This is a genomic window from Runella zeae DSM 19591, from assembly GCF_000423565.1.
In the GTDB taxonomy this organism is placed as follows: Bacteria; Bacteroidota; Bacteroidia; order Cytophagales; family Spirosomataceae; genus Runella; species Runella zeae.
Map to the genome: position 1 here is coordinate 78,776 of NZ_KE384036.1, position 20,854 is coordinate 99,629.

General features: G+C 43.2%; 14 protein-coding genes. 10 read left to right on the forward strand and 4 right to left on the reverse strand.

Translation table 11 applies throughout. The features are described from left to right. Positions 1–14 precede the first annotated feature (14 nt). Both G563_RS0118785 and G563_RS0118790 read left to right on the forward strand, forming a co-directional pair. A complete protein-coding gene (locus tag G563_RS0118785) occupies positions 15–980 on the forward strand; it encodes an electron transfer flavoprotein subunit alpha/FixB family protein (protein WP_028666657.1) in 966 nt (321 codons plus the stop codon). Positions 981–1,180: 200 nt separating this feature from the next. Further along, positions 1,181–1,771: a bifunctional nuclease family protein gene (locus G563_RS0118790; RefSeq protein ID WP_028666658.1), complete on the forward strand. Its 591-nt coding sequence runs from the start codon at positions 1,181–1,183 to the stop codon at positions 1,769–1,771. Between the two features lie 91 nt (positions 1,772–1,862). Here G563_RS0118790 and G563_RS0118795 read toward each other — a convergent pair whose 3' ends face one another. Continuing rightward, a complete protein-coding gene (locus G563_RS0118795; protein ID WP_037327512.1) occupies positions 1,863–2,738 on the reverse strand; it encodes a DUF2911 domain-containing protein in 876 nt (291 codons plus the stop codon). A gap of 105 nt (positions 2,739–2,843) precedes the next feature. Here G563_RS0118795 and G563_RS0118800 point away from each other — a divergent pair, with 105 nt between their 5' ends. From G563_RS0118800 to rpe, 3 genes are all read left to right on the forward strand, one after another. After that, complete coding sequence (locus tag G563_RS0118800) at positions 2,844–3,395, forward strand: NUDIX hydrolase (RefSeq protein ID WP_037327514.1); 552 nt, start codon at positions 2,844–2,846, stop codon at positions 3,393–3,395. A gap of 69 nt (positions 3,396–3,464) precedes the next feature. Then, complete coding sequence (locus tag G563_RS0118805) at positions 3,465–3,857, forward strand: hypothetical protein (RefSeq protein WP_028666661.1); 393 nt, start codon at positions 3,465–3,467, stop codon at positions 3,855–3,857. Between the two features lie 135 nt (positions 3,858–3,992). Continuing rightward, positions 3,993–4,649: a ribulose-phosphate 3-epimerase gene (gene rpe / locus G563_RS0118810; protein WP_028666662.1), complete on the forward strand. Its 657-nt coding sequence runs from the start codon at positions 3,993–3,995 to the stop codon at positions 4,647–4,649. A gap of 54 nt (positions 4,650–4,703) precedes the next feature. Here the strand turns inward: rpe and G563_RS35270 are convergent, their stop codons facing one another. From G563_RS35270 to G563_RS0118825, 3 genes are all read right to left on the reverse strand, one after another. Next, positions 4,704–6,053 (reverse strand): glucoamylase family protein, encoded by a 1,350-nt coding sequence (locus G563_RS35270; RefSeq protein ID WP_310586561.1) that lies wholly within the window; start codon positions 6,051–6,053, stop codon positions 4,704–4,706. Between the two features lie 112 nt (positions 6,054–6,165). Then, complete coding sequence (locus G563_RS0118820) at positions 6,166–7,686, reverse strand: RagB/SusD family nutrient uptake outer membrane protein (protein ID WP_028666663.1); 1,521 nt, start codon at positions 7,684–7,686, stop codon at positions 6,166–6,168. Positions 7,687–7,819: 133 nt separating this feature from the next. Then, the gene (locus G563_RS0118825; RefSeq protein ID WP_051211069.1) at positions 7,820–10,831 is read right to left on the reverse strand and encodes a SusC/RagA family TonB-linked outer membrane protein; all 3,012 of its coding nucleotides are present in this window, start codon (positions 10,829–10,831) and stop codon (positions 7,820–7,822) included. Positions 10,832–11,010: 179 nt separating this feature from the next. Between G563_RS0118825 and G563_RS0118830 the strand changes: the two genes are divergently transcribed. From G563_RS0118830 to G563_RS0118855, 5 genes are all read left to right on the forward strand, one after another. Beyond that, positions 11,011–13,833 (forward strand): ligand-binding sensor domain-containing protein, encoded by a 2,823-nt coding sequence (locus G563_RS0118830; protein ID WP_028666665.1) that lies wholly within the window; start codon positions 11,011–11,013, stop codon positions 13,831–13,833. A 162-nt stretch (positions 13,834–13,995) separates the two neighbouring features. Further along, on the forward strand, positions 13,996–14,589 hold the full coding sequence (locus G563_RS35275) for an RNA polymerase sigma factor (RefSeq protein WP_051211070.1): 594 nt from the start codon (positions 13,996–13,998) through the stop codon (positions 14,587–14,589). A 71-nt stretch (positions 14,590–14,660) separates the two neighbouring features. Continuing rightward, the gene (locus tag G563_RS0118840) at positions 14,661–15,746 is read left to right on the forward strand and encodes a FecR family protein (RefSeq protein WP_037327517.1); all 1,086 of its coding nucleotides are present in this window, start codon (positions 14,661–14,663) and stop codon (positions 15,744–15,746) included. 172 nt (positions 15,747–15,918) lie between these two features. After that, complete coding sequence (locus G563_RS0118850; RefSeq protein WP_028666667.1) at positions 15,919–19,308, forward strand: TonB-dependent receptor; 3,390 nt, start codon at positions 15,919–15,921, stop codon at positions 19,306–19,308. Positions 19,309–19,319: 11 nt separating this feature from the next. Further along, a complete protein-coding gene (locus G563_RS0118855) occupies positions 19,320–20,825 on the forward strand; it encodes a RagB/SusD family nutrient uptake outer membrane protein (RefSeq protein WP_028666668.1) in 1,506 nt (501 codons plus the stop codon). Positions 20,826–20,854: the final 29 nt, after the last annotated feature.

The window sequence follows — 20,854 nt, forward strand, 5'->3', positions numbered from 1 at the left end:
AATCTTTGATTTTTATGTCGGTCTTAATATTTGTAGAATTAGATAACGGAAGTATCAAAAAAACTTCTCTCGAAGCCGTTGCCTACGGAGCGGCTGTAGCCCAAACCCAAAGTACTACTGCCACTGTTTTGGCCATTGGCAATGCCGATTCAAATGAACTTGCCAAAGCGGGGGCTTATGGCGCTAGCAAAGTCCTTCATGCCAACGAAGCTGCACTTTCTAACGAAAACGCGATGGCTTATGCAAGCGTACTAGCCGCAGCAGTTCAGCAAGAAAGCTCCAAAATCGTCATTTTACCAAAATCAGGGCTTTCTGATGCAATGGGGGCACGTGTAGCAGCCAAATTGGGCGCAAGTATCGTGTCGGGGGTTACCGAACTCCCCGACCTCAGCAATGGCTTCCAAGTAAAGCGTAGCATTTATACAGGCAAAGCCTTTGCCACTGTCGAAGTAAAAGGTGATATCAAAATATTGGGAATCAAGAAAAACGCCATCGAAGCCCAAGAAGGTAGCGGAACTGCTACCGTCGAAAGTTTCAATCCAAGCTTACCAGATGGCGATTTTACGGCCAAAGTCATCAACCAAGAAAAAGCCAGCGGAGAGCTATCACTTACCGAAGCCGACATTATCGTTTCGGGAGGGCGCGGTATGAAAGGCCCAGAACATTGGCAGCCACTACTAGATTTGGCGGAAGCATTGGGAGCGGCCACGGGATGTTCAAAACCTGTTTCTGACCTTGATTGGCGCCCTCACCATGAGCACATCGGACAAACTGGTATCAAGGTGGCGCCCAATCTTTATATTGCTTGTGGTATTTCGGGAGCTATTCAACACTTAGCAGGTGTCAATTCCTCAAAAGTGATTGTGGCCATCAACAAAGACCCCGAAGCACCTTTTTTCAAAGCAGCCGATTATGGTATCGTAGGAGATGTATTTGACGTTTTACCACGACTTACCAAAGCTGTCAAAGAATCAAAATAAGGTTTAGGGCTTTTGCGTCAACGAAACTCTCTGATACGGGAACGCTAAAAGCCCCTTCCAATGTTAATAAGCCTACTGAGAATGGAAAAACTTTCCTTTTTCTCTGTAGGTTTATTATTTTTGCATCCTCTCAAGGGGAATCCGTTGTCCGTTATCACCCTCTGGAGGATTTGATAACAGATATTAACATAAATACAGTAGTGGAAAAAATAAAATTGGAAATTTTGGGGCTCTCACCGAGCCAATCACAGGCTGGCTCTTTTGCACTGGTACTTGGAGAAGAGTATGGAAATCGCCGCTTGCCGATTATTATTGGCATGTTTGAAGCGCAGGCTATTGCCATCGAAATCGAAAAAATCCAGCCCAATCGTCCCATGACCCACGACTTGTTTAAGTCGTTTGCCAAGGCATTTAATTATTCAGTCAATGAGATTATAATTTCAGACTTGCGCGAGGGAATATTTTTTGCCCGCATTTACTGTTCTGACGGTGTGAGAGAAACGGTGATTGACGCTCGCCCTTCAGATGCGATTGCGATTGCGCTCCGTTTCAATGTACCTCTCTATACCTACGAAACCATCTTGTCAGAAGCGGGAATTGTATCGGGAACTCAAAACGAACCCGAAGACGCGATTGAAGAGCTTGTACAAAGTCCTAAACCTCGCTCCCTAAACGACCAACTCAAAAACATGAGTTTGGAGGATTTACATCGAATACTCGATGAAGCTCTTTCGAACGAAGAATATGAGAAAGCAGCTAAAATTCGGGACGAGATTACGCGTCGTAACTAAGCATAAGATAGCTTTCTTACAATAAAAGCCCTGACCATAAAAATCAGGGCTTTTGCTATGTATATGGGAAATACCTTCCCAACTTTCAATGTTATTTCTTCTTTCCTTTAGGCAATATCGCCGGAACAGGTATCTTGGAAGCAAATTCGGCGGCACCTTTTTCAATAGCATCTTTAAAAAACGCGAACGAAGGGTCACCACTCGATTGTCCTAAGTCAAGCGCTTTTTTGGCAATGGGAGCTGCTTCCGCAAAATTCCCTAGTTTACCTAAAATCTGCGCCTTGGTCCATAGATTGCGGAAAGTTTCTTTGTAAGCTACCGCCTGATTGACCATCGACAATGCTTTTTGGAGATTAATTCCTTTGCCAAGTAAGTAATTAGCTCCCGCATTCATGTTGTTTGCACTTGCTTCAGCAGCTTTGTCAATTGCCGTTTCTACCATTTTAGTAGTGTTTGTGGCAAGTTTTGTACTTACTTTGGTTTGTGCCCACATTATATCAAGATTGGCAGTAGAATCGGTAATATCCGAAAACCCAATCGCAAATGTTTCGGTAGTAGGTGCTTGCGTAGGTTTTACACTTACGCGTACCACATCATCTGCTTGTTTGTATTGCTCAGGCGCAGTAGCGGCAGACTTATTGATAATGACCGTCCAAGTGTCAGCATTAGGAATACTATACAAAAAGTACTTGCCGGCTGGTACATTTTGGCCTTCGAGCATAACATCCGTCGAAAATTCAATAGCCGTTGCTTGGTTGGCACCTGTACGCCAAAACTGTCCATAAGGGACGAGCTTGCCAAAAATCTCCCGACCTTTCATGCTTGGACGTGAGTACTTTACCGTAATATCCGTAACACCCACACTCTGCATTAGGGTAGCAGATGAGCTAGGCTGAGGGGTACGAATCTGGGCAAAACTAAAGGTAGAAGCAGCCAATAAGGCTAGTAAGGGCAATGATTTCTTCATGATTTTTAGCAGTTTTGTTTCAAATTTTTGGAGTTTGTGGCGCGAATATAAATAAAAGAAGCTGATAGGCCGCTAACTCTATCTACTATTAAACATTTTTATAAAATGAAACGTAATCAATTACTCACCCTGCTTAATCAACATATACCCTTTGACAATGAGGAGCATCAAATGTGGCAAGATACCCTTCAGTTTGTCGCCCAAAACCCCGATTGTTTTGAGCGATGGCTCGCTATTGGGCATGTGACTGGCTCGGCTTGGGTGGTTGATTCTAGCTCGCAATTAGCACTCTTGATGCATCATCAAAAACTCGACCGCTGGTTTCAGCCGGGTGGACATGCGGATGGCGAATCTGATATTTTGAAAGTAGCGCTCAAAGAAGCCCAAGAAGAAACAGGCCTCAACGACATCAGGGCCGTATCCTCCCAAATCTTTGATGTGGACGTACACCTCATTCCTGCCAATTCCAAAGAAGCCGCCCATTTGCATTACGATATTCGCTTTTTGTTTGAAGCCAATAGCCAAATTCCTCTTAAGCAAAATAGCGAGTCAAAAGCTCTCGCTTGGGTACCTTACACGAAAGTACACGACTACAATAGTTCACCTTCTATCGTAAGAATGGTAGAAAAAATGAAAATAAGTAATTTTTTTGAGTAAAAAAATAGGTATATAAACTCTATTTTTTTACTTTAGTGACCGTATTCCAACAATCGATAAAATTATAACATGAAATTTTTTACATCCTTTCGCATAGGCGGTTGGATAGTGCTTTTTGTCATGAGCACTCATTTGCTCAACGCACAAAAAGTCAAGGAAGACCGCAACAACTACGCCAAGCCTCAAACAATCGACAAGATTCAATTGCGCCGTGCTGCTCCTTTTGTCTATTCTCCTCATATTTCTTACAAAGAACAGCGACAAATGCAATTGGCTAAAAAGAAAATGGGTGGTATAACTTTTGTGGTCAAATCCCGCCGTACTACTTCTGCCAATTACAAACAGCAAAATTTTCAGCCCAAATCCCGTCATTCTTCAAACACCGAACGGTTTGTGGCGGATAGTAGCGCCCCTTTTGTGAGGTATGAGTTTTCTGATTCTCTCAGAGCCAGCAATCGATAATGGGGGATTTTGACAGTGGAGGTGTCGATTTATACAAAAAAAGGTGAACTTTGCACCTCCACTAATCCTAATATATTAATTATGGGTAGGTAAAACAAGTGCTCACGCACATACTGCCCACCCATTGATTGCTTTATGAATACTCCTCTGATTGCCCCCTCTGTATTGGCCGCCGATTTTGCCAATTTACAGCGCGACGTAGAAATGCTCAATCGAAGTGCTGCCGATTGGATTCACGTAGATATTATGGATGGCGTTTTTGTGCCCAATATTTCTTTTGGTCTTCCTGTCACAGCTGCCATTAAAAAACACGCACAAAAGCCCCTAGACGTCCATTTGATGATTGTTCAGCCTGAGCGATATTTAGAAGCTTTTCGTGATGCGGGTGCCGAAATACTGACAGTACACTACGAGGCTTGTCCTCATTTGCACCGCACTATTCAACATATCAAATCGCTAGGAGCCAAAGCTGGCGTAGCTCTCAATCCTCATACGCCCGTAAGTGTATTACAAGATATCATTCAAGATATAGATTTGGCACTGATTATGTCCGTAAATCCGGGTTTTGGTGGGCAAAAATTCATCGAACGTACCTACGAGCGTGTCCGTCAACTTGCGGCCTTGATTGCTGAATCAGAAAGTCGGGCCATTATTGAGATAGACGGAGGTGTCAATCAAGACAATGCTCCCCTACTCTATCATGCAGGTGCACGCGCACTCGTGGCAGGGAGTTTTGTATTTTCGGCTCCTGACCCCGAGGCAACTATTTCTAATTTAAAGAAAGTGTGGTAACAACACCGCAATGACGTCTTAGCATTGAGACGTCATTGCGGTCTATGGGGTATTTTAGCCATTCTTAAACCCCAACTTCTTCAATCCAGCCTTGATTTCGGGACAAGACATGAATAAGTTCCAGAGAAATCCCGTACGATAGTTTTCAATCATACAAATAATTGGCCCTTGGTCGATAGCCAGATACTGAGGTGTCACCCAGTTGTTGTGGTGAATGCTAAAAGCATCATAAAATCCCGCATTTCCCCACAACCATGATTTGTTTTTGTAAAAAAAACGCATTGCACTAAGCGACTCTTTGGGAGTATAAGGGATAGAACTTAGTGCTGCGGTAGGCGAAATCACCCCTTTGTCGGTATAAAAAGGCTTGTGCCCATCATAGCCCGTGCTTCCGTCTTTATTTAGTGAATAGCTTGAAGTAAGCCCCCAACAGTCTTTCCCGTATCCTTTAAAATGCAAAGGATTCTCGACGCAATATTGATAGTTGATTTTGGTATGATTGACGTTTAGTTGCCAATAGTCCGCGTACTTGTCTTTTAGTTTGCGAGGGTCAAGGCCCACAAACGAATAATGCGCCCAAAACAAAGGCCCGCCGTACTCTTCGGCATAGTTGTGTTTGAGAATCAAGGGGATACCGTATTTTTTTTTGTCCGATACGATTCCCCCATTCCGCGCCCATCCTTGATGATACACACTAGGCTTGATAGAAAACTTAGGAGAGGAGGCCGCCAAAATATACGTTACCAATACCTCGTTATAGCCTTCTAGTGCAAAATTCATTTGCCAATTATAATTGGGAGACCAGTGCCAATAAAGCGTCTCTTTGCCTTGGGTGTACCAATTCCACTCTATTTCTTTCCAAAGCGCATCAATACGTTGGCTTAATTTCTGCTCCGCAGGATTTCCGTTTTTAAAATACTGACGTACACACAGCATTCCCTCTACCATAAATGCGGTTTCGACCAAGTCTCCACCGTCGTCTTTTTTACCAAACGGAACGGTCTTGCCCGTATTTCCGTCAATCCAGTGCGACCATGCACCATGATAGCGATCCGCTTTTTCTAAAAACGAGACCATTTTTACCAGCCTCTCATAACCCTGCTTGCGACTAATATAGCCTCTCTCAATACCTACCAAAATAGCCATAAATCCGAAGCCAGAACCACCCGTTGTCACTACGTGTGCATCATTCATGGGGTAATTGCCCGTAGGATGGTAGCGTTCACGAGCTAGTCCAGAATGGGGTTCGGCAAAATCCCAAAAATACCGAAAAGTCTGACGCTGAACACTATCCATCAAAGCCGTATCGGAGAGAGTTTGTGCATAGGTGGCCGACACGCTCATCAGCACTGCCAACACTCCTCCATAGGTTGTTTTTAAAATGTTTGTTAATATCTTTTTCAAAAGCCAATAAGTTTAAAAGTGAGCTAATAAATGAGTGATGAAGCTACCCTATTTTTTGAGGGTCGGTTGCCATTTTTAATCAAAAACGACAACCGACCTACTTATTTAGCTGCTAATAGCCCGGATTTTGGGTCAACACTCCCCCACTCAGTTGAATCTGAACCGCAGGAATAGGGAGCAATTCATGTTTATTTTTCACAAATGTTTTACCATGAGCTTTGAAGGCATCAACCGCCCTTCCTGCCTGCACCTCTTCCTGACGAATAATATCAAATTGACGGTCGTGCTCAAGGGCTAGTTCGAGGCGGCGTTCTTTCCAAATGGCCTCACGGGTAATGGTCGTCAAGTCTTTTAGGCCTGCTCTTTTACGAATGGCGTTGATGTCAGACAAGGCCGTAGTAGTATTGCCTAAAGCAAAAGCCGCCTCTGCTCTAATGAGCATCACATCCGCTAAGCGTAAAATACGAAGGTTTTTGGGAAGACGGTCGTTTACGCCACAATTGGGCTCAGCAGTACGGCTATGATAAGCCTTGTAGTTGTAGTAGCTATTTTCGACCGAATCTCGACGAGGCACCCTAAAACCATCCCAAAGCACTGTGCCTGAAGTAGAACTTACCGAAATCACGGTGGCATTTCGTCTTACATCTCCTACTTCATATTCTGCCAATAGCGAAGCAGAAGGGCCTCCAAACCCAAATCCTAAATCGGTCCAGCCACGTAGGCCACCTGCCCGAGGTCCCTGACAAACAGTATATTGGCTAATGGCAGCGTTGCAAGAAAGGTTGGTACCTGTCTGTACTTCAAAGAGTGATTCGGCGCCATTGGCTCCAGCCGCTCGCCAAATATTCTCATAGGCTGACAGCAGGCTATAATTTCCCGCTTGATTTTTAACCACCGAATCGGCCAAGGAAAAAGCCCTTTGATAGTTTTTTTGGTATAAAAACACTTTACTCAACAAACCCATTGCAGCACCTTTGGTAGCCCTTCCCACTGCCGTAGAAGCATCTCCTTTGATAGGAAGGTTGGCTTTGGCATATTCCAAATCTCTGACAATGAGGGCATAAGTTTCTTCTTTGGTTGCTCTTTTTTGCAAAACAGGATTACCTAGCTCATCCACATTAGGAACTCCGTCGAGGAGCGTTACTCCACCCCAAAAACGAACTAAATTGAAATAACAATAGGCTCTTAAAAATCTCACCTCAGCCGTTAAACGATTACGCGTAATCTCTGGTGCGGGGCTTAGAGGAAGTTTGTCCAAAGCCTGATTGGCCCGGGCAATCGTACGATAATAAGCCGACCACACACTATTGAGTAGGCCGTTGCTTGGATCAGCACTCAAATTATCCATCTGACCATACGTAGCTGCCCCGTCCGAGGCAGTGCTGCCTTTGTCGGCATCATCGGAGGCGATATTGGTCAACCCCACATACGAAAATCCGTGCATGTTGGCATCCCAAAGGTTATTGTATACTCCTGTCACCAGTGTTTCGGCGGCATTGGGGTCATTTTTGATTGCATCCACGGAGATTTGACCTTGCGGTGGCGTATTCAGAAAATCGTCACAAGCCCCCAACACACCTATGGTGAGCAATGAAAGAGTGGTTTTTTGTATATATGATTTGATGTTTTTCATCGGTAATTTTAGTTTGCACTCCTCCCTTATTTATCCATTTTTAAGGATTGAGAGTAGTAAATTGTCTATTCTTAAAAGTAAGTCAATCGTACATCAGCCATTAAAAGCTTGTATTAACTTCCAAAACTAGTCTTTAAAACCCTAAATTGAGACCTACCGCAATGGTACGAGTAGTAGGGTAAGTATTTAGCTCAATTCCTGATTCAAGCGGGCCAGCGGGCAATTCGGGACTAAAACCGCTGAACTTGGAAATTGTAAATAAATTTTGAGCCACAAAGTAGACGCGACATCTTTCGATTTTGGCTTTGTTCAACAAGCCTTTCGGAATCGAATACCCCAAAGTCAAGTTGTTTAAGCGGATAAAATCGCCTGATTCGATAAAATAAGTAGAAGCAGGGGTAGCCGAATTGATGATGCGTGGGTCGGTATTGGAGGGGCGGTCAGCTTTCCAACGAGCATCTGCATAAGCAGCTTCGAGGTTGTCGGTGTTTTCAAAACGAAAAGCACGCTTTCCGTTATAAATCTTCCCTCCATAGCTTCCGTAGAAATCGGTACTAAAATCGAAGCCTTTGAAATCAAGTCCTAAATTGAACCCATAATAGGCTTTGGGCTGATAAGAACCCGCATAGATTTTATCGTTGGCATCAATGACATTGTTTCCGTCGACGTCTTGGTATTTCAAATCTCCAGGCTTAACGTTGGCGCGGGTTCCAAAGACCGGAGAAGCATCAATTTCGGCTTGGTTTTGAAAAACCCCGATGGCATTGAGCACATAAAAACTTCCTACTTCCCGGCCATTGTCAGTGCGAGTCACAAGACCTTGTTGCCCTACACTTCCCGCCAAAAGCGCCTGCCCTCCGTTAAGACCTAATAGTTGATTTTTGTTGAATGAAATATTACCTCCAAAAGTATAATTGAGTCCTTTTCCAATTTTGTCTTTCCAATTGAGCGATAGTTCTATTCCTTTGTTTACAAAAGAGGCCACATTGGTAAGCAATTGATTGTCAGGGTCACCAAAAATCGCAGGGATGATTCTGTACGCCAAAGCATCATTGACTTTTTTGTTGTAATAATCCATCTCACCGGATAGACGATTGTTGAGCGCCGTAAATTCAAAACCAATATCGGCTTGCTCGCTTGCTTCCCAACGTAGGTTTTGATCTTTAATGTCTTGAATCACACTACCGTAGGCAATCGTTGAACCAAAATAATAAGGGACATTTACTCCCGCCGTAAGGATATACGCAGCACTTTCGATGTTGTCATTCCCCACTTTACCCCAGCTGCCGCGCAGTTTTAAGAAATCCAGAAAAGGAAGCGTATTTTTGATAAAACTCTCTTCACTAAGTACCCAACCTGCACCAATCGTCGGGAAATTACCCCAGCGTTGAACAAACTTCGAACTTCCGTCTCTTCTAAGAGAAGCCGTCAACAAATACTTACCATCAAAATTGTAATTAAGACGACCTACAAAAGACTGACGCGTTTGCAAGTCGCCCGTACTACCATTAGAAAGCTGAGAATCAGGATTCCCCAGTCCCAAATACCACAAATCTTCGTTGACAGGGACATTGATACGAGAACCCGTAATTTGGTTTGTGGTAAATTTTTCGGTAATACTTCCTACCAACAAAGTCACATCATGCTTCCCAAAAGACTTGGCAAAAGTAGCGGTATTGTCAGCAATCCAACGTAGAAAACGGTTTTCGGTAAGATTGAGTTGGCTATTCAAACGACGCTGATTTCCGCCCGAAGTGATATAGGTATTTAAGTCGGTTTGGAAAGGTGTCAGATAAACGCGGTTGTTCGAAAATCCATTGTCAGCACTGAAAGCCGTACGAAGTTTTAACCATTCGATAGGTGTATATTCCAAAGCTACATTTCCCTGAAAACGGCTGGTTTGGGTACGGTCATTGCGGGTATCCATCGAAAGTAGCGGATTGCCCACGTTGCCAAAAGCTGAGGTATTTCCATACTTTCCATTCTCATCTTTAGCGATTACCATAGGCGAAGCCCGATAAACCGACCGATAAGTATCGCCTAGTTCTACTCCTTTTTCATTACCTCTTGTGTAGGAGAGTTGGGTGGTCAATTTCAATCGCTTACTGATATTATAGTCATTATTGATTCGAAATGTGATACGTCTAAAATCGTTTGTTGTCACAATCCCATTATCCACAATGTACCCACCACTTATGTAAAAGGTGCTTTTTTCGCTACCACCCGAAACGGAGATGTTGTGGTTTTGCTGTTGGCCTCTGCGCAATACTGCATCGTACCAATCGGTAGTACCAGCAAAAGCATGAGGCGACGCCGCCGCATTGAAAGTAGGAGCTATTTCTTTGAGATAGTCTAGGTATTGGTCTCTGTTGGCCATTTTTACCAAATTAGCCGCTTGTCTAAAACCCGTATTGCCGTCATAATTTACTTTGATTTCACCCGCTTTTCCTTTTTTGGTAGTAATCAAAATCACCCCATTGGCGGCGCGCACTCCATAAATTGAAGCAGAAGCATCTTTCAATACTTCAAGGCTCACAATGTCGTTGTTGTTGATGTTGCGAATATCATCGGTCAAAACCCCATCTACTACATACAAAGGATTGACTCCTGCCAGTGCCGAACCAATCCCACGAATCCGAACTTGTGGCTGTGTATTGGGCTGCCCCGAAGCGATAATCTGCACCCCTGCTACTTTGCCTTGCAATGCTTGCGTAGCTGTCTGAACAGGCTGTTTGAACAGCTCCTCGCCTTTCACTTTCCCAATCGACCCCGTCAAGTCTCGCTTACGTTGCGAGCCATAGCCTACCACAATCACCTCATCCAACACCTGAGAAGCAGCTGTAAGATTGACATTAATCTGTGTTCGGTTAGCTATATTTTCTTCTACAGTATTGAAGCCAATAAAACTAAAAGTAAGGGTAGCATTTTCGTCGGCTGTAATGCTGTATTTACCTTCTACATCCGTCAAAGTACCAGTAGCTGTACCTTTTACTTTCACTGTCACCCCCGGCACACCTATGCCATTGTCGGTCACAATCCCCGTGATTTTGATGTCTTTGGCAAGCAAAACCCCACTCCACAGACACAATAAAATCGTGAGTATCTGATGTTTGGGGGCTAAAAATGAAGAAAGAAGTTTGAGCATAGAAATTTTAGTTTTTTTAATAGATTTTCTTTTTAAAACACAAAACTTTGGTCGCAAATATCGGGTTTTACGAAAATCAATGCCTAATTTTGCACCTTATCATTACCTTATCAAACCCAAAAACATACCGATAAATAGGTGATGAAAAGCGACATATCATAAGAAGTATGCGATTTTTTATGCTTCATCCAAAAATCTCTTATCCAAGCGCGAAGTTGATTAGCGTGCTACTCTTTCCATTATTTTTTTGTGCTCCTTCTTTTTCTAGTGGACAACGCCTAGAAAACCTCTGCCGTCCTGAAGTACTTCATTTTACTCCCAACATTTATCAAGCCCAAAGACAAAACTGGTCCATAGCCCAGCACCATCAGACTAAGTTTATGTACACTGCCAATTCTAAAGGCTTGCTTGAATTTGACGGTAGCCACTGGAAATGCTATGAACTACCCCGTCGGCAAATCATCCGGTCGGTAATGGTCGGCAAAGATGGGCTTATCTATACAGGTGCATTGGGGGAATTTGGCTACTGGCAACGCAACTCCCAAGGGCAGCTTTCCTATCATTCTTTGGTATCAAAGATTCCAGATAAGGCCATCCAAACCGAGGAGATTTGGCATATTATCGAAACTACCGAAGGCATCTTTTTTCAGTCTTTCGCTTTTCTTTTTTTATTAAAAAACCACAAAATTGAAAAAATAGAAGTACCAAGTACTATTCTTTACCTGTTTGAAGCCAACGATAAACTGTGGATTGGAGGCATCGACCAAGGATTATATGAACTCAAAAACAAGAAGTTTGTCTTCGTAAAAGGTAGCGAGTTTCTTAAAAGCAAAAACATAAACGTCATCTTGCCTTATCAAGCCCACGAAATACTCATCGGGACCAATGCCGGGCTGTTTGTATACGACGGCATTAGTTTTAGGGAGTTTAACTCACAACTCTCCTCTTTTGTCAGCGACAACCAACTCAATACAGCACTTCGCATCAGCCCTACTCTTTTTGCTTTTGGGACCATACTCAATGGTTTTGTTTTATGCGATTTGCAGGGAAATATTCTCCAGCATTTTCATCAAAAAAATGATTTACAAAACAATACCATTCTCTCTTTTACCCTTGACCAAGATGCCAATCTATGGGTAGGTATGGACAGTGGAATCGACTATGTGGTTCTCAACTCCCCCATTAAATATTTCAAAGACCCTAGCGAAAAACTCGGCATGGTGTACTGCGCCTTGCTAGACCAAGATTTGTTGTATTTGGGCACAAACCGTGGCCTTTTTGTGCGAAACATTGCCCTTCCCAACGATGGCTTTCGGTTGGTACCAATGATGCAAGGTCGCGTACTTGAGCTAAAAAAAGTAGATGAACAAATTTTTTGTGGACACAATAGCGGCACTTTTTTGCTAGAAAAAGGCTGGGCGCATAAAATATCCAATGTCACTGGGGGCTGGGTCTTAAAAAAACTCTCAAAACATCCCGACGTTTTGATTCAAGGTACGTATACCAAGCTCTGTATCTATCGAAAAAAAAGCCAAACCAAACAGTGGGAATTTAGTCATTTTGTGGAAGGTTTTTCGGCGCCAGTCAAGCACCTCGAAGAAGACTCGGAAGGCAATATTTGGGTCAATCTCATCAATCGAGGAGTGAGTCGTATACAACTTACAGCCGATCTCAAATCCATTAGAAACGAAGTCAACTACGAAGATTCGGAGTTTTATCGTTCGAATCTTGTTCAAGTCAACGGAAAAATCATGGTCGCCACTTCCAAAGGTCTTTTAGAATACCAAAATGGGACTTTTAAAGAAGCAGACCTTCAAAAAAAATTGAAAAAAGTGATTCCTCAGCAGATTTTTCCGCTGGACAATCAAAGAATTCTCATCAATAAATTGGAAGGTGGATTAGCGATTTATGACCAAGGCCAAATCAGAAGCTTACCCCTTAAAAGTAGTCAACTTGTTGACGAAAACAATATCTTCAAGATTGCGCCTTCATTGTATTTTGTGTGCGTCGAAAATGGGTTTATTCTCCTACCCGAAAAAAGCCTCAACCTTCCTCAACTCAAACAAACGCAATCTTTGATTAGAGAATTGAGAGTTGAGAATCGCCCCATCGCAGGCGAATGGACTTCTCCCTCGGTTCTACCTGTCGTCAGTCTAGGTCATGAACAAAATAGCTTCGTTATCAAATTTTGTACCCTGCCTACTCCCTTAGAAGTAACCTATACTTATGTACTTGAAAGCGACTCTAAAAGGTGGGTATATTCGTCGGTGCAGCCCTCCAAAGAATTTAACAACCTACCTCCTGGAGCTTATACTTTTCGGCTCAAATCCAACCTCTCGACGCGCGAGAGTCTGCTTCAAATAGAAATCCGACCGCCTTGGTATTGGAATATGTTTTCCCAAACTGTGTATTTTATTTTGTTTTTGTCGCTGTTGTATTTGGTGTACCGAGTCCAACAAAAACGCTTTCAGCAAAAACATGAAAAACAAAAGCGAGAATTGGAAGAAAAACTCCGCCGACAAGCCGAAGAAAACCACCAAAAATTGCTGGAATTGCGTAACCAACAACTTGAACAAGACGTGATTCGGAAATCGGAAGAATTGGCGAACTCAGCCATGAATATCGTACGTAAAAATGAATTGCTAGAAAAAGTAGAGCAAGAATTACTACAGCTACCCAACGATTTGGGGAAAAGCGCGTATCAAAAACTCCATCGCCTTATTGAGCGCAACCTCTCGTCTGACAAAGATTGGCGGGTTTTTGAAGCAAATTTCAATCAAGTACACGAAGGTTTTCTAAAAAAGCTTTTGACTCAATACCCCAACCTATCCAAAGGTGATTTGAAACTAGCCGCTTTTCTACGCATGAATCTTTCTTCCAAAGAAATTGCTGGTTTTCTCAATATTACGGTTCAAAGTGTGGAGCTTAAAAGACATCGACTCCGACAAAAAATTAATCTTCCACCCGACAAAAGCCTCAGTGAGTTTATAATGCAGGTATAAAAAGCACAAAACATTTGACTAGAAAAAACCTTATCGAATGGTCATTGATAGCAATCCGCTTTCTTACAACGATCAAAATTCTTCTACTTTTATTGCTAATATTTCAAAACAATATCCAAGTTTTCTATTTTTGTGGGGACTTCGCATTCCCATAAAACAATAATGGAAGATACAAACCTAGCAGATAGTCAGTCATCCGACGAGCAAGGGCTTTGGCTCGCTTTCAAACAAGGCGACCGACAAGCCTTTGAACTTATCTACCGAAAGCATATCAATCCATTGATCAGTTATGGATACAAAATCACCTCTAACCGCAGTCTAATTCAAGACTGTATTCAAGACTTGTTTGTAGAATTATGGGAAAGTCGCGAGCGACTCACCGACGCCGCCTCTGTTAAATATTATTTGTTGAGGTCGCTGCGTTATAAGGTCATTCGAGCTTTACAACTCACCCCTACCGAAGATATTCAGGAAATAGATATTGAGGTGAGTGATGATAATTTTGAAACAAAACTTCTAGCAGACGAAATCGCTACCCAACAAGCCCTGAAGCTCTCTAACGCACTCCAACTCCTCCCCAAACGCCAACGCGAGGCGATACATTTGCGTTATTTTCAAGAAATGAACAACGAAGAAGTAGCTCATATCATGGGAGTAGGCTATCAGTCGGCGTGCAAATTTATCTACACGGGTCTCAAAACCCTCCGCGATTTGATGCAATTGTCGGCCGTGATTTCTTTTTTATTAAAATTTTAAAAAAATCTTTAAAAAAAATGGATTAAAAGTCGGGGTTTTCTGCACTGGGCTGTAGAAAACACCAAATATTCATGGATAAGGACTATTCCCGATTTGAAATTGAAGATTTTGCTTTTGATGAATCTTTTCGCCGTTGGGTAAGCGGCAAGGATTCTTCTGTCCGCGTTTTTTGGGAATCTTATCTTGAATCCAATCCTCATCAAACAGACGTTATTTTAGCCGCCCGCCAACTTGTATTAGATTTACAAAACGAATCACCCTTGACCAATGACTCAGCATTAGTAGAGTCAATTTGGGACAATGTGCAAGAACGAACACAGCCCAAGCAAAAAGTATTTTGGCAACAAAACTCCCGCTGGTACATGGCTGCTGCTGCCGTATCTATGCTGATAGTAATATCGGCTAGTGTGTGGTGGCTACGTCACTCACCCACACGAGTAAGTTTAGACTCACCTCTTTCTTCTCAGCAAGACAGCATTTTATATACCGAACACGTCAATACCCAACAGAAACCGTTGACGCTCTACTTGGAAGACGGGAGCTTGGTAACTTTAGAAAAAAATAGCCGTTTGATGTATCCTAAAAAATTTGGTCCGTCGAGCCGGATTGTTCATTTGAGTGGCAAAGCTTTTTTTGATATTACCCGAAATCCCGACCGCCCTTTTTTAATTTATGCCAACGAAACCGTCACGAAAGTATTAGGAACAAGCTTTACTATCAGTGCCTATCAGCATGATAATGAGGTGATTGTTGCGGTAAAATCAGGTAAAGTATCCGTTTTTCCGAAAAAAGACTTTGACAAATCTCCCCAAAACAACGTAGCGGCGGGAGTCGTGCTTACGCCCAACCAACAAGCGGTGTTTTCGCGTAAACAAGAACAATTTAACAAGACCTTAGTCGAACAACCAATCTTGCTAACTTCCAAGGAAAGCAACATGTTTGATTTCGACAACAAACCCCTCGCAGAAGTGTTTGGGGTACTTGAAAAAGCTTACGGCGTAGAGATTGTATACGATGCTGACTTGGTCCTAAATCGCTCACTTAAAGTAAGTTTTGACGATGAGTCTTTGCAAGAAAAACTAATGATTATCTGTAATACAATGGATATGTCGTATCAGATTGTAGACGCAAAAGTGCTTATTGAGAAGAAAAAGTAAATTTTTTGCTAACCCAAAACCCTCTAATTGATGCAATAAAAAACGTACTAAAACAAGAGGCCGGTAGCGTAGGAACACTACCGGCCGAAAGACGTCCCCCTACATCTTTGGCCGGATAAGGGGATGTTTTGCTCACTGATTCAATCAAGTAAACAACAAAACATTCAAAGGTATGAAAAAACATCGACTCATCGTCGAAACTGCTATTGCTATGCTTAAATTTTCCTGTTTTCATATATTAATGGCAATGGTGAGCTTTGGAATAAGCATCGCCAAAGACAGTAATGCGCAGGAAATTTTGGAACGTCCTGTTTCCGTAGAAATCATAAGCAAAGATGTCCAAACGGCGCTACAGTTCGTAGAAAAATCAGCAAAGGTTAAATTTAGCTACGAACCTGCCCTTTTACCGAAGGGAGAAAAAATCAATCTTGTTGTCAAAAACGAACGCCTTTCGGCGGTTTTGGAAAAACTACTAAAACCTCTTCGGCTCGTATATACCACTTCTGGTAAGTACATTATTTTGACCAAAGAAACCAAACAAAGCTTTCTGGAAATAGAAAGAAAACCCGAACCCGAAGTGTGGTTGTTTGAAAAAACGATTACTGGCACCGTCTCCGACGAGCGCGGTCAGGGCTTACCCGGCGTAAGTGTTTTGGTAAAAGGTACCCAACAAGGAACAAGTACCGACGCCAACGGTAAGTATAAACTTATCCTAGGAGACGCTCCTACAACTTTGGTATTTTCTTATGTAGGATATGTAAGTCGAGAAGCACTCATCCAAAACAGAACCGTGCTTGATATTCAGCTTCTTCCAGACGAAAAAGCCCTCACCGAAGTGGTGGTAGTAGGCTATGGCACTCAGCAAAAAGAAGATATTACGGGGGCGATTGCGACGGCTTCTGCCAAAGAGCTTCGCGACCCGCCAGTGGCTCAAGTGGCGCAGATGCTACAAGGTAAACTAGTAGGGGTGCGCATCGACCAAGTCAGCGGACGCCCTGGCGAAGGCATGAACATCAAAGTGAGAGGCTCTGTGTCTATTACGGCAGGTGCTAACCCACTGTATGTAGTTGACGGAATGCCGATTACGGGCGATATCAATACCATCAATCCCAACGAAATCGAAAGTATCAGTGTGTTGAAAGACGCGGCTTCGTCGTCGCTTTATGGTTCGAGAGCGGGCAATGGGGTGGTGTTGATTCAAACCAAAAAAGCCAAAGCCGGAAAAACCCTCATCGATTTTAGTTCTTATTATGGCTTTACCCAAATCCCCGAGGCCCGCAGATTGAAAATGATGAATGCTGAAGAATATGCCCAGTTTCAGAAGGAAATTGCCGAATCCAACGGGCGTGCCGTCAATCCAGCCTTTCAGAATCCCGCTCAGTATGCCGGAAAAGGCACTGATTGGTACGATGTAGTAACCCGCACAGGTGCTATTCAAAGTCACAACCTTTCGATTAGTTCGGGTACCAAAAACTTTTTGACATCGGTCACAGGCGGGTATTTCAAAGAAGAAGGAGTCGTGGTAGGGACGGGGTTTCAGCGCCTTTCATTGCGCGTCAATTCTCTTTTTACCCCTAGTGAAAAAGTAAAGATTGGGTTCAACTTAGCTCCCAACTTCGCCTCTAATACCAATTTTGCCACCGACGGTGGGCCTTATGGTACCGAAAACATCATTTCGGGAGCTTTGGCTACTAGCCCCCTAGCCAGTCCTTACAATGCCGACGGGAGCCTCGCCCTGACCGCTTCCGACCCTGCCTCTTTTGGCAATCCTAATTGGCTCAGAGTAGCGCAAGAAAAAGTATATCGCAACAAAACGTATTCGTTGCTCTCCAATGCCTACGTCGAATACGAAATCGTCAAAGGATTGAAAGCCAAAACAACCGCCAATGTGCAGTTGAGCAACAACAACATCTTTCAGTTCAATCCTTCGACGATTGGGGTTTTGTTTACACCTCCGCCGCGTATTCCGAGTGGCTCTGACAATACTACCCGTATGTACAACTGGGTGAATGAGAACTCGTTGACGTACCAAACCGAATTTCGGGGGCATCAAATTGATGCCTTGGTAGATTTCACGGCGCAACGTTTTCGGAGCGACAACAACGTGATTTCGGCCACTAACTACGCTGACGATAAAATTCAAGCAGTCAGTGCTGCCGGTAGGGTCGTAGTGACGAGCAATGTGCAAGAATGGGCTTTGCTTTCGTATTTAGCGCGTCTTAATTACAATTACAAAAGTAAGTATCTACTGACAGCGTCGGTACGGCGTGATGGTTCTTCGCGGTTTGGCCCAAACAATCGTTGGGGAAATTTCCCTTCTGTTTCGGTAGGATGGATTGTTTCAAAAGAACCTTTCTGGACGCTGACACCCGTTTCGTTTTTGAAGTTAAGAGCAAGCTATGGAATCACCGGAAACTTTGAAATCGGTAATTATTCATTTCGCTCAACGGTCGGGTCGGTGTTTTATGCTTTCGGAAATTCGATGTTTCAGGGCAGAGCAGCCAACAACCTAGGCGACAACAATCTAGGGTGGGAGCGCAAGAAGCAATTTAACATTGGGGCAGACGTATATCTTCTGAACGACCGTTTTCAACTAACGTATAACTATTATCGTACCATCTCCAGCAACTTGCTTTATAATGTCTCGGTTCCAGTTTCTTCTGGTTTTAGCAGTATTCAGACTAATATCGGAGAGTTGAAATTTTGGGGCCACGAAATAGGCATCAACACCACCAATATTCACAATGAGCGCTTTAGCTGGAATACATCCCTCAATATGTCGTTTGACCGCAATCGGGTAGAAAAACTATCGACCGAAAAAACAACGGCTATTTACCAAGGGATGTCTAGTTATGGTTTCTTTAGCCATATTTCACAAATAGGCTCACCAGTGGGATTGTTTTATGGAGCGGTTTGGGATGGGGTTTACAAAAATCAAGAAGAATTTAATACTTCTCCCAAATACGCTGATTCGCAAGTAGGTACGATCAAATACAAAGACTTAAACGGCGACGGCAAGATTACTTTTCCGGAAGATTATACCACTATTGGTACCCCTTGGCCGAAGTTTATCTTTGGGCTGACCAACCAAATACATTATGGAAACTTTGACCTTGGACTTACGATTACGGGCAACTACGGCAATCAAATATTGAGTCATTACGAAAACTGGCTTACTAATCTCGACGGTCCTTTCAATGTATTGGCCGAAGTAAAAGACCGTTGGAACTCTCCTTCTGACCCTGGCGTGGGCAAATACGGCAGTGTACAGCAAGGAACTACCTACCTCGAACGCGACCGCTGGAGTACACGTTACCTCAAAGACGGCAGTTTTGTTTCGTTCAAAAACATTACGGTGGGTTATAATATCCCTCTTAAAAGCCGTACTATCCGCAACCTACGCGTATATAGCAGCATTCAGAATGCGTGGGTCATCAGCAAATATCCGGGCAACCCTGAGGTCAACACTCGAAATGTATCGAGCGGCAACTCCCCCGGAGTCGATGAAGGTTCGTATCCTGTACCACGCACAATCAGTTTTGGTCTTAACCTTGGATTCTAAAAAGAAGCACTATGAAAATCAGACTCATCGCCATAGGTATTTTGTTTTGTATGCTGAGTGCCTGTGATAATTTTTTGGATATTGCCCCCGAAACGTCCTTGTCTTCCGATAGTTTTTTTCGTACCCAAGCCGATTTTGAACAAGCCGTAGGGGGGATTTATGCGCCCCTTCAAGGTCTTTATAATCAAGATTGGATACTGAACGAAATGCGTTCTGACAATACTTTTTTTATTTATAACATCGCCCAACGCGGAGGAAAACAGCAAGAAGACCCTGCTACTTTTACGGTGGAGACCAACAATACTTATACCCTCGGAAAATGGACCAACAATTATCTCATTATCTCTCGTGCCAATCAGGTATTAAGTAAAATGGAAGAAGCAAGTTTTGAGACTTCAGTCAAAAACAACCTAAAAGGGCAAGCTCTTTTTTTGCGGGCATTTGCTTATTTTGATTTGGTAAAAAACTTTGGAGGAGTGCCACTTTTTCTCCAACCAGCTACTTCTTACAAAGAGACCTTTCAACCCCGTGTTGAAGTAGCGGCTATCTATAAGCAAATCGTAACCGATGCTTCCGAAGCGGCAAAACTACTACCTGCCAAAGCTGCGGCTGTAGGACGAGCCACTACCGGAGCAGCTCATACCCTCTTGGCCGATGTTTATATCAATCAAAAAGCTTGGGCAGAAGCCGAAACCGCCCTCAAAACCGTCACGACGCTGGGCTATAGCCTTTTACCTAACTACGGTGATATATTCAAACCTACCAATAAGGGCAATAGCGAAATGATTTTTGATGTTCAATACGCCGAAGGAACTTCACAAACGATTTTTAACGCCTTGCCTTACTTATTTATTCCTATCTTACCCGACCCTTCGGTGATTACGGGGGTCAAGCCTGCTACTCAGCAGACTTACGGAGGTTTTAATGTACCTACGCCTGATTTGCTCGCTGCTTATGAAGATACCATCAAAGATCAACGTTTTGCGGCATCAATCGGTTTTTATACGGGTGCTTCTCCATTGATAGGAATCAAATACCAACGAACGCCTTACATCAAAAAATACTTACATCCGCACAGTGTGTATGGTCAAACTGCCGAAAATGGGCCTATTTATCGCTATGCCGAAGTGTTGTTGATGCTTGCCGAAGCGGCCAACGAACAAAATCGATTGAGCGATGCACTGGGCTATCTCAATCAAGTCCGCAAACGTGCCGGTTTGCCAGATGTGACGAGCACAAGTCAGGCCGATTTGAGAGCTAAAATTCTGAAAGAAAGACAAATCGAGTTGGCATTTGAAAACAAACGCTGGCGAGATTTGGTACGAACAGGCCAGGCAGTAACGGTAATGTCGGCGATTAGCACCAAAATAAAGGCCAATCCTCAGGCATATTACTATCCCACGGGTAGTGCGCCTATTACAACGGCTTTTAATGTCAGCGAGAGAGATTTGCTTTATCCTATTCCGGTAAGTGAAATCATCATTAATCCTGAATTAAAACAAAATCCTGGTTACTAGCACCAATCTATGGGCTTGTTCCTTTGAAG